Source organism: Collimonas sp. (assembly GCF_035566555.1).
Taxonomy (GTDB): domain Bacteria; phylum Pseudomonadota; class Gammaproteobacteria; order Burkholderiales; family Burkholderiaceae_D; genus Collimonas.
The window spans coordinates 23658-37100 of record NZ_DATMRB010000179.1 but is presented as its reverse complement, the minus strand read 5'-3'; the positions used below and the strand labels follow the sequence as shown (position 1 = coordinate 37100).

General features: G+C 60.0%; 13 protein-coding genes. 11 read left to right on the top strand and 2 right to left on the bottom strand.

Translation table 11 applies throughout. The annotated features are described in order from the left end of the window. The first annotated feature begins 4 nt into the window (after window positions 1–4). The 7 genes from atpD to VNZ65_RS22690 all read left to right on the top strand — a co-directional run bounded on the left by atpD (window position 5) and on the right by VNZ65_RS22690 (window position 6020). Window positions 5–1405 carry a F0F1 ATP synthase subunit beta gene (gene atpD / locus VNZ65_RS22720; RefSeq protein WP_325673126.1) on the top strand — a complete coding sequence of 467 codons (1401 nt, stop codon included), beginning with the start codon at window positions 5–7 and terminating at the stop codon, window positions 1403–1405. A gap of 143 nt (window positions 1406–1548) precedes the next feature. After that, a complete protein-coding gene (locus tag VNZ65_RS22715) occupies window positions 1549–1974 on the top strand; it encodes a F0F1 ATP synthase subunit epsilon (RefSeq protein WP_061945534.1) in 426 nt (141 codons plus the stop codon). Window positions 1975–2190: 216 nt separating this feature from the next. Further along, the gene (locus tag VNZ65_RS22710) at window positions 2191–2961 is read left to right on the top strand and encodes a basic amino acid ABC transporter substrate-binding protein (RefSeq protein ID WP_325673115.1); all 771 of its coding nucleotides are present in this window, start codon (window positions 2191–2193) and stop codon (window positions 2959–2961) included. 132 nt (window positions 2962–3093) lie between these two features. Next, the gene (locus tag VNZ65_RS22705; RefSeq protein WP_325673113.1) at window positions 3094–3528 is read left to right on the top strand and encodes a CoA-binding protein; all 435 of its coding nucleotides are present in this window, start codon (window positions 3094–3096) and stop codon (window positions 3526–3528) included. A 50-nt stretch (window positions 3529–3578) separates the two neighbouring features. After that, on the top strand, window positions 3579–4385 hold the full coding sequence (locus VNZ65_RS22700) for a PPK2 family polyphosphate kinase (protein WP_325673111.1): 807 nt from the start codon (window positions 3579–3581) through the stop codon (window positions 4383–4385). Window positions 4386–4477: 92 nt separating this feature from the next. After that, complete coding sequence (locus tag VNZ65_RS22695) at window positions 4478–5296, top strand: SGNH/GDSL hydrolase family protein (protein ID WP_325673109.1); 819 nt, start codon at window positions 4478–4480, stop codon at window positions 5294–5296. A 76-nt stretch (window positions 5297–5372) separates the two neighbouring features. Beyond that, on the top strand, window positions 5373–6020 hold the full coding sequence (locus tag VNZ65_RS22690; protein ID WP_325673107.1) for a LysE family translocator: 648 nt from the start codon (window positions 5373–5375) through the stop codon (window positions 6018–6020). 9 nt (window positions 6021–6029) lie between these two features. Here the strand turns inward: VNZ65_RS22690 and VNZ65_RS22685 are convergent, their stop codons facing one another. After that, entirely contained in the window at window positions 6030–6803 is a 774-nt protein-coding gene (locus VNZ65_RS22685; protein ID WP_325673105.1) for a transporter substrate-binding domain-containing protein, read from the bottom strand. 49 nt (window positions 6804–6852) lie between these two features. Continuing rightward, on the bottom strand, window positions 6853–8364 hold the full coding sequence (locus VNZ65_RS22680) for a PLP-dependent aminotransferase family protein (protein ID WP_414649201.1): 1512 nt from the start codon (window positions 8362–8364) through the stop codon (window positions 6853–6855). 104 nt (window positions 8365–8468) lie between these two features. Between VNZ65_RS22680 and gabT the strand changes: the two genes are divergently transcribed. The 4 genes from gabT (at window position 8469) to VNZ65_RS22660 (ending at window position 13442) form a co-directional block, all read left to right on the top strand. Next, on the top strand, window positions 8469–9806 hold the full coding sequence (gene gabT, locus VNZ65_RS22675; protein ID WP_325673103.1) for a 4-aminobutyrate--2-oxoglutarate transaminase: 1338 nt from the start codon (window positions 8469–8471) through the stop codon (window positions 9804–9806). A 19-nt stretch (window positions 9807–9825) separates the two neighbouring features. Then, entirely contained in the window at window positions 9826–10968 is a 1143-nt protein-coding gene (locus tag VNZ65_RS22670) for an ABC transporter ATP-binding protein (RefSeq protein WP_414649200.1), read from the top strand. Window positions 10969–11020: 52 nt separating this feature from the next. Continuing rightward, complete coding sequence (locus VNZ65_RS22665) at window positions 11021–12061, top strand: ABC transporter substrate-binding protein (protein ID WP_325673101.1); 1041 nt, start codon at window positions 11021–11023, stop codon at window positions 12059–12061. An 85-nt stretch (window positions 12062–12146) separates the two neighbouring features. Continuing rightward, complete coding sequence (locus VNZ65_RS22660; protein ID WP_414649199.1) at window positions 12147–13442, top strand: ABC transporter permease; 1296 nt, start codon at window positions 12147–12149, stop codon at window positions 13440–13442. Window position 13443: the final 1 nt, after the last annotated feature.

The following is a 13443-nucleotide window of genomic DNA, read 5'->3' as shown; positions in this document are numbered from 1 at the left end:
GAAAATGGCTGATGGCAAAATCGTTCAGTGTATCGGCGCTGTGGTGGACGTTGAATTCCCACGTGACGCGATGCCTAAGATTTACGACGCCTTGAAGATGGATGGCTCGGAACTGACGCTGGAAGTACAACAACAGCTGGGCGACGGCGTAGTCCGTACCATTGCGCTGGGTACATCCGACGGTTTGCGCCGCGGCATGACAATCAAGAACACAGGTCACCCGATCATGGTGCCGACCGGTAAAGCAACACTGGGTCGCATCATGGACGTGCTGGGTAACCCGATCGACGAATGCGGTCCGGTGAGCCACGAAACGACGGCTTCGATCCACCGCAAGGCTCCTGCGTACGACGAACTGTCGCCATCGCAAGAACTGCTGGAAACCGGCATCAAGGTTATTGACCTGGTTTGCCCGTTCGCCAAGGGCGGTAAGGTCGGTCTGTTCGGTGGCGCGGGTGTGGGCAAGACCGTGAACATGATGGAACTGATCAACAACATCGCCAAGGCGCACAGCGGCTTGTCCGTGTTTGCCGGCGTTGGTGAGCGTACTCGTGAAGGTAACGACTTCTATCACGAAATGGCTGACGCTAAAGTGGTCGATCTGGAAAATCCGGAAAAGTCCAAGGTAGCGATGGTGTACGGCCAGATGAATGAACCGCCAGGTAACCGTCTGCGCGTTGCGCTGACCGGCCTGACGATCGCTGAAGGCTTCCGTGACGAAGGTAAAGACGTGCTGTTCTTCGTCGATAACATCTACCGTTACACACTGGCCGGTACTGAAGTTTCGGCGCTGCTGGGCCGTATGCCTTCCGCCGTGGGTTACCAGCCGACACTGGCTTCGGAAATGGGCCAGCTGCAAGAGCGTATTACTTCGACCAAGACCGGTTCGATCACATCGATCCAGGCCGTCTACGTTCCTGCGGATGACTTGACCGACCCGTCGCCTGCAACTACGTTTGCTCACTTGGACTCCACCGTTGTGCTGTCGCGTGATATCGCCTCGCTGGGTATCTACCCTGCGGTTGATCCACTCGATTCGACTTCGCGTCAGCTGGACCCGCAAGTGGTCGGCCAGGAGCACTACGAAACTGCCCGCGCCGTGCAAGGTATCTTGCAGCGCTACAAGGAATTGCGCGACATTATCGCGATTCTGGGTATGGACGAACTGGCTCCGGAAGACAAGCTGCTGGTCGCGCGTGCACGTAAGATGCAGCGTTTCCTGTCGCAGCCTTTCCACGTTGCTGAAGTGTTTACCGGTTCGCCAGGTAAATACGTTTCGCTGAAGGATACGATCAAGGGCTTCAAGATGATCGCCAGCGGCGAACTCGATCACCTGCCGGAACAAGCGTTCTACATGGTCGGCACGATCGAAGAAGCAATCGAAAAGGCCAAGAAGATCGGCTAAAGCAAGTTTTGTCTCGTCGTCCCCGCGAATGCGGGGATCCAGTTTGCTGAATATTATTTTCACTAGGATGGATTCCCGCGTTCGCGGGAATGACGCGGCGGCGCTTGCCGGTAGCTGATTCAATGGACAACAAAGGGTTTAAGATGGCAAACACTATTCACGTAGACGTTGTTTCCGCGGAAGAGATGATCTTCTCCGGCGAAGCTGAATTCGTCGCGTTGCCGGGTGAGTCGGGTGAGCTGGGGATTTATCCTCGCCATACGCCGCTGATCACGCGCATCAAGCCGGGTGCCGTACGCATCAAGGTGCCAGGCCAGGCTAACGACGAGTTCGTGTTCGTGGCCGGCGGTTTGCTGGAAGTGCAGCCGCACCACGTTACCGTGCTGGCTGACACCGCGATCCGCGGCGCCGACCTGGACGAAGCGAAGGCGAGCGAAGCCAAGCGTCGTGCTGAAGAAGCGCTGACCAACAAGGAATCCCTGATCGATTACGCAAAAGCACAGTCCGAATTGTCGGCGGCGATTGCACAATTGGCAGCGATTGCAAAATTGCGTCAAAAAGGACGTTGATCCGGTAGTTCGATATGTCGGATGGCATCAAGAAAAAGCAGCTTCGGCTGCTTTTTTGTTGTTTAGCTCCCAGCTCCGTAGGGTGGGCACGGCGTGCGCACGCGTCGTCGCGGCACATCGCGTAGGCAAAAAGACCTGCCCACGCCGCGTGCTAAGATGGAGTTATCTGCAACGCTATGATTGCGTTTATCGATGACGACACACAGGAGGACTGGCATGAAAATCGCGCTCCGAGTTATCTTTTTGACTGTCGCCCTGGCGTTTGCCTTGAGCGCCTGCGACAAGCCGGCCAACACGGCGCCGACGCCGAAAGTCTACCGGGTCGGCATGAATGCTGCCTTTGCGCCCTTCGGTTCGGTCGATACCGCCGGCAAGATCGTCGGTTTCGACGTCGACATCATGCAGGCGGTGGCGGACCAGGCCGGCCTCAAGATCGTCTGGGTCAACACGCCGTGGGAAGGCATATTCTCCACTCTGGCCAATGCTGACATCGACATCATCGCCTCCGGCGTCACCATCACCGACGAGCGCAAGCAAAGCATGCTGTTTTCGGATCCGTATTTCGAAGCGAAGCAGGTGATCCTGGTCTCGCCCGGCAAGAATATCGCCAGTCCCGACGACCTGAAACAGGCGCACCGCGTCGGCGTCACCGCCGGCACCAGCGCCGATACCATCATGCAGAAAATGCTGGGCAAGACCAGCAATGCGCTGGTGCGCTTTGAAAGCCTGCCGCTGCTGCTGAAAGAAGTCGATAACGGCGGCGTCGATGCGGCGGTCGGCGACAACGGCGCCGTGGCGAACCATCTGAAATTCAATAAAGACAAGGGCTTCAAACTGATCGAGAGCGACAAGTTTGAAAAGGAATATTACGGTATCGCCGTGCGGCCGGCAGACACCGCGTTGATGGCCAAGATCAACAGCGCACTGAAAACCCTGCACGCCAACGGCAGCTACGACAAGATCTACGCCAGCTACTTCGCCAAGTAAGAGCGGCCGGGCAGGGCGGCGCCACGCACTGCCTGCGGCCGCGATAACACAGTAAGATCAGGCACAGCGGCTTCACGCTTTCCGGGTCTTCCTTTTGCCGACCAGCAGATTGCCTAATTTATTTGCCTACATATGCCAAGCAAACCAGAATACAACCGCAACAATCCGGTGATCGCCGTGGTCGGCCTGTCGCCGAAACCAGACCGTCCCAGCTACGGCGTGGCGCGTTACATGCAGGAGCGCGGCTACCGGATTGTCCCCGTCAATCCAATGCATGTGGGCGCTCACATCCTGGGAGAGCCATGCTATGCCAATCTGTTTGATGCTGCAAAAGCGTTGGCGGCGGAAAACCAGAAGATCGATATCGTCGACTGCTTCCGCAAATCGGAGGATATTCCACCCATCGTCGGTGAAGCCATCATGATCGACGCCCGCTGTATCTGGATGCAGCTGGGCATCGTTAACGAGCCTGCCGCCGCCAAGGCGCGCGCTGCCGGCTTGCAGGTCGAGATGGACAGTTGCATCAAGATCGAACATGCGCTGGGCAATTTGCACGGCATCCTGTAACCGCCGGCAAACCGGCTGGGCAGGCAAAAATTGAGTGATCGGAGAATCGAATGAAAGCATGCAAGCAGTTCCGCGCCGGCAAACAGACCAAGATCGTCGATGCCGATGCCGACGAGAAACCGCTCTCCAGCGGCGACAAGATCAAGGACAAGGAACAGGTCGCAGAAATGGCGGCGGAAATCGCTGCGCTGCAGGAAATGCTGTTCGCCGGCCAGCAGCACAAGGTGCTGGTGGTGTTGCAGGGCATAGACACCAGCGGCAAGGACGGCACTGTCAAAGGGGTGTTCAACCTGGTCAACCCGCAAGGCATACAGATCGCCGATTTCAAGGCGCCCAGCACGATCGAGCGTGCCCATGACTATTTGTGGCGGGTGCATCAGCAAGTGCCGCGGCAGGGCGAGATCGTGGTGTTCAACCGCAGCCACTACGAAGACGTGCTGGTGACTGTAGTGCACGACTGGATCGACGAGGACGAATGCGAGCGCCGCTACGCCCAGATCCGTGACTTCGAAAGAATGCTGGCGGAAACCGGCACCACCATCATCAAGTGCCTGTTGCATATTTCCAAAGACGAGCAGCGCAACCGCCTGCAGGAGCGCATAGACGATCCCGCCAAGCACTGGAAATTCGATATGCAGGACCTGGAAGAACGCAAAAGCTGGGACAAATACCAGGAGCTGTTCGGCAAGGCGATCCGTGCCACCGATGCTGACCATGCGCCCTGGTATGTGATTCCGGCCAATTCCAAGACGCACCGCAACCTGGCGATCGCCAGCATCCTGCTGGAAACCCTGGCCGATCTGAAACTGAAGCCGCCGGCCGCCAAACCTGAATTAAAAGGTTTGAAGATCGAGTAATTTCGGGCGAGTAAATCTATAATTGATTACCGTCGGGCAAAAAACATAAAAACTGTTTTATCCCTGACGGGGCCTATCCAAGGAGACACGAAGTGCGCCGCTGGTTGCCGGAACTGATTGCATTACCGCTCTTGCCATGGCTGCTCATACAAGGCCGTCGCACACGCCGCATCACGCCACGCCTGCCGGAAGCGATGGGACCGACCATCGGCCAGGCGCAGATCCCGACCGGTATCGGTCCCGAGCCGCATCAGCGGCCGCTGGCCTTGCTGACGATCGGCGAATCGCCGGTGGCGGGAGTTGGCGTCGCCACCCACTACGAAGCCATCACCGGCCAGTTCGCCGCGGCGCTGTCGCTGCGCCTGCAGCGCACGGTGACCTGGCAGGCGGTCGGACAGAACGGCGCCACCCTGAGCGACGCAGTCAAGACCATGCTGCCGCAGGTGGCTTCGCAAAAAGTCGATATCGTGCTGATCGCCTTTGGCGTCAACGACACCACGGCTTTCCGTTCCTGCCGCCGCTACCGTGCCGAGCTGCTGCAGCTGATGCGCGATCTGCAGGCGCACCTGACGCCGCGCCTGATCGTGATCTCCGGCATTCCGCCTATCCATGCCTTCCCGGCGCTGCCGGAGCCCTTGCGCTACATACTGGGGATGAAAGCCAAGGCGCTGGATGAAACCGTGGAAGAGCTGATTTTCAACCTGCCGGCAGATCTCAACAATGTACGCGTAACGCGGGTGCCGATGCTGATCGATATCAACGACCACACCTTGATGGCTTCCGACGGTTTCCATCCCTCGGCCAGCGGGGTTTCCCTGTGGGCGCGCCAGCTGGCTACGGCGGTGGCGGCACATCTGAAATCCATCAAGAAAAGCAAGGCCGCCCAGAAGTCGATCAGCAAGCAAGGCTAGTGCGGCCGGCTTGCTGAGGAGCGCTGGCGGAGCCGCCAAGCTAGACTATTCAACAAATCATCAATCGGTGTGCGTCATGCTGCTGCAAAATTTCTGGCTCTTCCTGCCCGCCTGCTTCGCCCTGAACATGGCGTTCGGCCCGAACAATGTATTGTCGCTGTCGAACGGCGCGCGCGACGGCGTCGCTTGCTCGGTCACGGCAGCCTTTGGCCGTCTGCTGGCTTTTGCCATCATGATCGCTATCGCCGGTCTCGGCATGGGCGCGCTGCTGCTGGCTTCGGAAACGCTGTTCACGGCCTTGAAATTCGCCGGGGCGGCTTATCTGGTATGGCTGGGCGTCAAGCTGTTCCGCGCCGGGCCGGCGCAGTTCACTGCCAGCGTTGGCAATGCCGGGGCGGAAGCCGAAGCGCCTGCGGACAAGTGGCGGCGCCTGGCCAAACAGGAATTCCTGGTAGCGGCCGGCAACCCCAAGGCGATCCTGATTTTCACCGCATTTTTCCCGCAGTTCGTCGACCGCTCTGCCTATGCCATGAGCTTCCTCGTGCTTGGCGCCACCTTCCTGTTGCTGGAACTGGTGGCGATTGCCATCTACGCAATGATAGGGGCCAGGCTCGGCGCCTTGAGCGGCGGCGCCAGCCGCTTCCGCTGGCTCAACCGCGTCAGCGGCGCCATGATGGTCGGTTTCGGCCTGGCCCTGGCTTTCCTGCGGCGCCCCCAGAGTTAAGCGATACGCCTATTTTAGCCACTGGTTGACCACGCGGTCATAGTCGCCGGTCGCCTTTAGCTGATGCATCCAGGTATCGACAAATTCCTTGAACGGCACATCGCCGCGCGGCAGCATGAAAGCCTTTTCCGAGAACTGCAAGGGCTGCTCGGGATGGATCGCGCATAGCTGCGGATGCAGCTTGGCCTGCCACAGGGTTTCGCTGGCGTCGGTTACCATGACATCCGCCTTGCCTTGCACGATCTGGTCGAAGATGGTGACATTGTCCGGATGCAGTATCAGCTGCGCCTGTTTGTAGTTGGCGCGTGCGAAGCGTTCGTTGGTGCCGCCCGGATTGACAATGGCGCGCGTGCCGGGCTGGTCGATCGCCGCCAGCGACTGGAACTTGTCGACATCGCTGCAGCGGGCGATGGCGGACTTGCCATCCACCATGTGCGGCGCTGAAAACGAGACTTGCTTCTGACGCTCCAGCGTGACCGACACGCCGCCCATGGCGATATCGCATTTTTCCAGGAAATCGCCCGTCAGCTTGCTCCAGCTGGTTTTGACAAAGTGTGCCTCCACCCCTAGCGCCTTGGCCAGCGACCTGGCGAGGTCGACATCGATGCCTTCGAAGCTGTTGTCGGCTTTGAGGAAGGTGAAGGGCTTGTAGTCGCCGGTCATGCAGACCCGCAGATTACCCGATTTGATGACGTCATCCAGCCGCGAAGGAGTGGCTTGGGCAGCGGCCGGCAAGGCTTGCACGCCGCATCCCAGCAGCAGGCAGAAGACTAATTTTTTCATGCGGTTCCCTGATCGGTGAATGACGGAATGTCAGTTTAACGGATGGTTTTTACTGCCAATGGGCTTTGATGATCGCCGCCAGCTTGTCAAACGCCGGCGCGATCTGCTCATTCGGCACGCAGGCATAACCCAGCAGCAAGCCATTGCGTGCTGTCTCGCTGTTCATGTAATAGCGTGACAAGGGCCGCGCCACGATCCCGGCGATGCGGGCGGCGCGGCTGATCGCCAGGTCGTCGCATTGCGCCGGCAGGCCGAGCGCCAGGTGCAGGCCGGCTTCGCCGCCGGTGAGCGTGACGCCGTCGCCGAAGTGGCGGTCGATGGCCGCTTGCAGCAGTTGCAGGCGCTCCGCGTACAGCAGGCGCATGCGTCGGATATGGGACGCGAAATGGCCCTCGGTCATGAAATCCGCCATGATTGCCTGCATGAAGACCTGGCTGCCGCGGTATAGCTCGGAGACGCCGATGGCGAAGGCGTTCGCCAGCGATTCCGGCACCACCAGGAAGCCTATCCGCAGGCTGGGAAACATGGTCTTGCTGAAGGTGCCCATGTACAGTACGCGGCCGTCGGTATCCATGCCTTGCAGCGAGGCCAGCGGCCGGCTGCCGTAGCGGAATTCGCTGTCGTAGTCGTCTTCGATGATCCAGACTTTGCGCTGCGCTGCGTACTCCAGCAGCATGCGCCGCCGCGACAGACTCATCACCATGCCCAGCGGATATTGATGCGAGGGGGTGGCGCAGATGAAGCGCGGCGGTTGCCGCAGATTGGCCAGCCGCATGCGCATGCCTTCGGCATCGACCGGAATCGCGACCGGCTTGATGCCCAGCGAATTGAGCACGCTGCGCGTGCCCCAGTAGCAGGGATCTTCGACCCAGGCGCTGTCGCCATGCTCGCCCAGCAGCTTGACGACGATATCGAGCGACTGATGGATGCCGGTGGTGATGATCACCTGGCTGGCGTTGCAATTGACCGAGCGCGCCATGCGCAGGTATTCCGCGATGGCTTCGCGCAGCGGCAGGTAGCCGCCGGCATCGCCGTAAGTCAGCAGGTCGGCGCGTGAGCGGCGCCAGTGCTTGTTTTGCAGGCGGCTCCAGATCTTGTTGGGAAACAGCGTCACGTCCGGCACGCCGGGCATGAAAGCGCCCCATTGCAGATCGCTGACGCCAGCCTGCTGAATCAGCTGCGCGCCGTGCGCCGACAGTTCCGACTCGCCGCTGGGATCGGTCAGCGGCGGCGTGTTGAGGCGGGTTTCCGGAATCTGGTCGGGGGTGGTGTCGGCAATGAAGGTGCCGGAGCCGGCGCGGGTTTCCAGATAGCCCTCGGCGATCAGCTGCTCGTAGGCGTAGGTCACGGTGTTGCGCGAGATGCCCAGTTCACGGGCCAGGTCGCGCGAGGAGGGCAGTTGCATGGCGGATGGCAGCAGCTGCGACAGGATCGCCTCGCGGATCGCCTGGTAAATCTGCCGGTTGAGCGGCGCGCCGGCGGCGGCTGCCTTGGCGATGGTGCCGTCGGCGCCACGCTCTATGCGCATCAGCAAAAAATCGGTGAGCGAGGCGATGCGCAAAGTGGCTCCATTAGAAAACTGAAAGTGGCACTATATTATAGAGCCAGCTCGGCCTTAGTATGCATCAAAGCTTTTCACAAAAAACGCATGACTAAGGAGCCAGTATGAAAAACGACGGATATCACGCGGCCGCAGCGATTGCCGGCGCCAGCAGCAAACCGGCGCTCAGCAACGCCGAGTTGCATCAACGCAAGAATGCTGCGACCCCACGCGGCGTCGGCGTCATGTGCGATTTCTACGCCTCGCACGCGCTCAATGCCGAAATCTGGGATGTGGAAAATCGCCGCTTCATCGACTTCGCCGCCGGCATCGCCGTGCTCAACACCGGCCATCGCCATCCCAAGCTGATCGCCGCCATGCAGGAACAGCTCGGCAAATTTACCCACACTGCCTACCAGATCGTGCCCTACGCCAGCTATGTCGAGTTGGCCGAACGCATCAATGCCGTTACCCCTGGCGCCCATGCCAAGAAGACTACTTTCTTTTCTACCGGCGCCGAAGCGGTGGAAAACGCTGTCAAGATCGCCCGTGCCGCTACCGGCCGCAGCGCCGTGATTGCGTTCAGCGGCGCATTCCACGGCCGCACCATGATGGGTATGGCCCTGACGGGCAAAGTGGTGCCGTACAAGGTCGGTTTCGGGCCGTTTCCGGCCGAGGTCTACCACGTTCCGTTCCCGGTCGAACTGCATGGCGTCAGCATCGAACAATCCTTGGCAGCCCTGCAATCCCTGTTCAAGGCCGATGTCGATCCCAAGCGCGTCGCCGCCATCATCCTCGAGCCGGTGCAAGGCGAGGGCGGTTTCTACGCCGCGCCGCCGGCGTTCATGCAGGCCTTGCGCAAGTTGTGCGATGAACATGGCATCTTGCTGATCGTTGACGAAGTGCAAACCGGCTTCGCCCGTACCGGAAAGTTGTTCGCGGTAGAACATTCCGGCGTGATTCCCGACCTGATGACAATGGCCAAGAGCCTGGCCGGCGGCATGCCGCTCTCGGCCGTCTGCGGCAAGGCGGAAATCATGGACGCGGCAGCGCCAGGCGGCCTCGGCGGCACCTACGCCGGCAATCCGCTGGCGGTGGCGTCGGCGCTGGCGGTGCTGGAAGTGATTGAAGAAGAACAACTGGTGGAACGCGCCAATCTGCTCGGCAACAAGCTGAAACAGGTATTGGAAGGCTTGCGCGCAGAGATTCCGCAGATTGCCGATATCCGTGGCCTGGGGGCGATGGTGGCAGTAGAGTTCATGCAGCCGGGCACACGCCAGCCGGATGCCGAGTTTACCAAGAAGGTACAGGCCGAAGCCCTCAAAAACGGCTTGCTGTTGCTGAGCTGCGGGGTCTACAGTAATGCGATCCGCTTCTTGTTTCCGTTGACCATAGAGGATAAGTTGATGGATGAAGCGCTGGCCATCCTGAGCGCTGCCATGCGCACCGTTGCGGCCGCTTGAAACCTGGCAGGAGAACAAGTTGAAACAAGAAAATATCGCCCCTCACCTGGCTACGCCGGCAGCGGACAGCCGATCCGCCACGCAAGACATCCTGGTGCAGTTCTCCGGCGTCAAGAAAACCTATGACGGCGAAAACCTGGTGGTCAAGAACCTCAACCTGGATATCCAGCGCGGCGAGTTCCTGACCCTGCTGGGGCCGTCCGGCTCCGGCAAGACCACCTGCCTGATGATGCTGGCTGGCTTCGAGTTTCCCACCGGCGGCGAAATCCGCCTGGATGGGCAATTGCTGAACAAAGTGCCGCCGCACAAGCGCAATATCGGCATGGTGTTCCAGAACTACGCCTTGTTCCCACACATGACCGTGGCGCAGAACGTTGCCTACCCGCTGCGGGTGCGCAATATCAGCGGCAGCGAGCGCGCCGACAAGGTCAAGAAAGCACTCGACATGGTGCAGATGGGCAAATTCGGCGACCGCTATCCAGCTCAGCTGTCCGGCGGCCAGCAGCAGCGCATTGCGCTGGCGCGGGCGCTGGTGTTCGATCCCAAGCTGGTGCTGATGGATGAGCCCTTGGGCGCGCTCGACAAGCAGCTGCGCGAGCATATGCAGTTGGAATTGAAGGCCTTGCACAAGCGGCTCGGCGTCACCTTTGTCTACGTCACCCACGACCAGAGCGAAGCACTGACCATGTCCGACCGCGTGGCCGTGTTCGACCAGGGCATCATCCAGCAGCTGGCCGTGGTCGACCGTCTGTATGAATATCCGGAAAACCTGTTCGTGGCCGGCTTCATCGGCGACAACAACCGCTTCCACGGCGTGCTGAACGCGGCCGATGGCGGCAATGGCAGCGTGCGCCTGCCGCATGGCGGCCTGTTGCACGGTGTCAACGCCAATCAGGCTGAAATCGGCCAGCCGGTGGTGGCCTGCATCCGGCCCGAGCGCATCCATTTGCTGCCGCTGGCAAACGCTACCGAGAATGCCTTCCCGGTGAATGTCAGCAGCCTGATCTATTTCGGCGATCACGTGCGGGTGCGCTGCGCGATTCCGCAGCAGGAAGACTGCTTCGTCAAACTGTCGCTGAACGACCCGGCGCTGACAGGGCTGCAAGAAGGTACGGTAGTTGCATTGGACATAGATCCCAAGCATCTGCGCATCTTCATCTGATGACGCACAAAAATCAATTCGGCAATTGTTTTTCAAACCACGAGGAGACGTGATGAAAGTGTTTTTAAAACCTGTTCTGAGCAGCTTGGTATTGGCGCTGGCCGCCATCGGCATGGCGCAAGCCGCAAACCTGACCGTCGTCAACTTCGGCGGCGCCAATGGCGCGGCACAGAAGGTTGCCTACATCGATCCTTACGCCAAGGCGAGCGGCGACAAGATCACGGTGGTCGAATTCAACGGCGAGCTGGCCAAGGTCAAGGCCATGGTCGAAGCCAAGAAGGTCAGCTGGGATGTGGTCGAAGTCGACGCCGGCGATATCGGCCGCGCCTGCGAAGAAGGTCTGCTGGAAAAGATCGATTTCAGCAAGATCGGCAGCAAGGCGGATTTCAATCCTGCCGCCATCCATGAATGCGGCGTCGGCGCCTTCGTCTGGTCGACCGTGCTGGCCTACGATGCCGACAAGCTGAAGACCGCACCGAAGACCTGGGCCGATTTCTGGGACACCAAGAAATTTCCTGGCAAGCGCGCGTTGAAGAAGGGCGCCGAGAACAACCTGGAGTTTGCGCTGATGGCGGACGGCGTGGCGCCGAAAGACGTCTACAAGCTGCTGGCGACCAAGGCCGGCGTCGACCGCGCTTTCAAGAAACTGGATGAGTTGAAGCCGAATATCCAGTGGTGGGAGGCCGGCGCGCAACCGCCGCAATTCCTGGTGGCGGGCGACGTCGTGATGTCGAGCGCATTCAATGGCCGCATCGATGCCGCCCAGCGTGAAGGCAAGAACCTCAAGGTCAGCTGGGCAGGCAGCATCTACACGCTCGATTTCTGGGTGATCCCGAAGGGTACGCCGAACAAGGCCGACGCCGAGAAATTCGTCGCCTTCGCCAGCAAGCCGGATTCGCAAAAAGCCTATGCCAGCAATATTTCCTACGGCCCGGTGAACAACCAGGCGCTCAAGCTGCTGGATCCGAAACTATTGGCCAACCTGCCGACTTCGCCGACCAACGCCAAGGACGCCCTGCAGCTAAGCCTGTCGTTCTGGACTGATCATGGCGAAGAACTGGAGCAGCGCTTCACAGCCTGGGCTGCCAAGTAAGCAGGCAGCCGCCGCTGGCCATGGAGAGTTCCCCATGGCCAGCGGCCGTTCTTTGCATTCCTCTTTTTGCTAAAGCCGGATCACCATGACTTCTATTGCATCCTCCGCCGGCGTCAATCCGATGCCGATGGCCCCGCCGGCAGCGCCGCAGAATGCGCAGCTCAAGCGCGAATTGCGGCAAGCCCAGTTCCGCAAGCGCGCGGCGGCGCTGGCGCTGATTGCGCCGCTGGCGATTTTCCTGCTGCTGACTTTCCTGGTGCCGATCGCCATGCTGCTCAAGCGTGCCGTGGAAAATCCTGAAATTGCGACGACACTGCCGCATACCGTCGCCGCCCTGAGCAACTGGGACCGCAAGAGCAGCCCGCCGGACGCCGCTTATGCCGGACTGGCGACCGATCTGCTGCAAGCGCGCGAAGACAGTTCTGCCGGCTCTCTGGCGCGCCGGCTGAATTCGGAAATCTCCGGCGCCCGGTCCATCATCATGAAAACCGCACGCGCCTTACCCTTGCTGGATGCAGACGGCAAGCCGTTGCCGCCGGCGCAAATCAAGCAGGCGCTGATCGATATCGATGAACAATGGAATCAGCTGCCGTACTGGCAGGTAATTGCCAAGAACGGCGCACCGTATTCTCCCTACTACCTGCTGGCAGCGCTGGACCTGAAGCAAGATGCTTTCGGCCATATCGAAAAAGCCGACCCGGATGCATCGGTATATCAAAAGATTTTCGGCCGCACCTTCTGGATGGGGCTGGTAGCCACACTGGCTTGCCTGGTGCTCGGCTATCCGCTGGCCTACTGGCTCTCGACCATGTCGGAACGGCGCGCCAACCTGTTCATGATCCTGGTGCTGATTCCGTTCTGGACTTCGATCCTGGTGCGGGTGGCGGCCTGGATCGTGCTGCTGCAGTCGGAAGGACTGGTCAACAAGGCGTTGATGGCGACCGGCCTGACGCAGGCGCCGCTGGAACTGCTGTTTAACCGCATCGGCGTCTACATCGCCATGACGCACATCCTGCTGCCGTTCATGATCCTGCCGCTGTACAGCGTGATGAAGGCGATTCCGCCGACCTACATGCGGGCCGCGGTATCGCTCGGCAGCCATCCGTTCGCCGCCTTCTGGCGCGTGTATGTGCCGCAGACCTATCCCGGCATCGGCGCCGGCGCCTTGCTGGTGTTTATCCTCTCGGTTGGCTACTACATCACACCGGCCTTGCTGGGCGGACCGAACGAGCAGATGGTCAGCTATTACATCGCCTATTTCACTAATGTCACCATCAACTGGGGCATGGCTTGCGCACTGGGAGCACTGCTGTTTGCTGCGACGCTGGTGCTGTATGGCGTGTACCGTCGCTTCACCAAGAACGACGTAGCGATGGGGTGAT

Coding starts and splice junctions, on each gene's coding strand:
- atpD (WP_325673126.1), top strand. CDS start 5: ATGGCTGATGGCAAAATCGTTCAGTGTATCGGCGCTGTGGTGGACGTT.
- VNZ65_RS22715 (WP_061945534.1), top strand. CDS start 1,549: ATGGCAAACACTATTCACGTAGACGTTGTTTCCGCGGAAGAGATGATC.
- VNZ65_RS22710 (WP_325673115.1), top strand. CDS start 2,191: ATGAAAATCGCGCTCCGAGTTATCTTTTTGACTGTCGCCCTGGCGTTT.
- VNZ65_RS22705 (WP_325673113.1), top strand. CDS start 3,094: ATGCCAAGCAAACCAGAATACAACCGCAACAATCCGGTGATCGCCGTG.
- VNZ65_RS22700 (WP_325673111.1), top strand. CDS start 3,579: ATGAAAGCATGCAAGCAGTTCCGCGCCGGCAAACAGACCAAGATCGTC.
- VNZ65_RS22690 (WP_325673107.1), top strand. CDS start 5,373: ATGCTGCTGCAAAATTTCTGGCTCTTCCTGCCCGCCTGCTTCGCCCTG.
- VNZ65_RS22685 (WP_325673105.1), bottom strand. CDS start 6,803: ATGAAAAAATTAGTCTTCTGCCTGCTGCTGGGATGCGGCGTGCAAGCC.
- gabT (WP_325673103.1), top strand. CDS start 8,469: ATGAAAAACGACGGATATCACGCGGCCGCAGCGATTGCCGGCGCCAGC.
- VNZ65_RS22665 (WP_325673101.1), top strand. CDS start 11,021: ATGAAAGTGTTTTTAAAACCTGTTCTGAGCAGCTTGGTATTGGCGCTG.
- VNZ65_RS22660 (WP_414649199.1), top strand. CDS start 12,147: ATGACTTCTATTGCATCCTCCGCCGGCGTCAATCCGATGCCGATGGCC.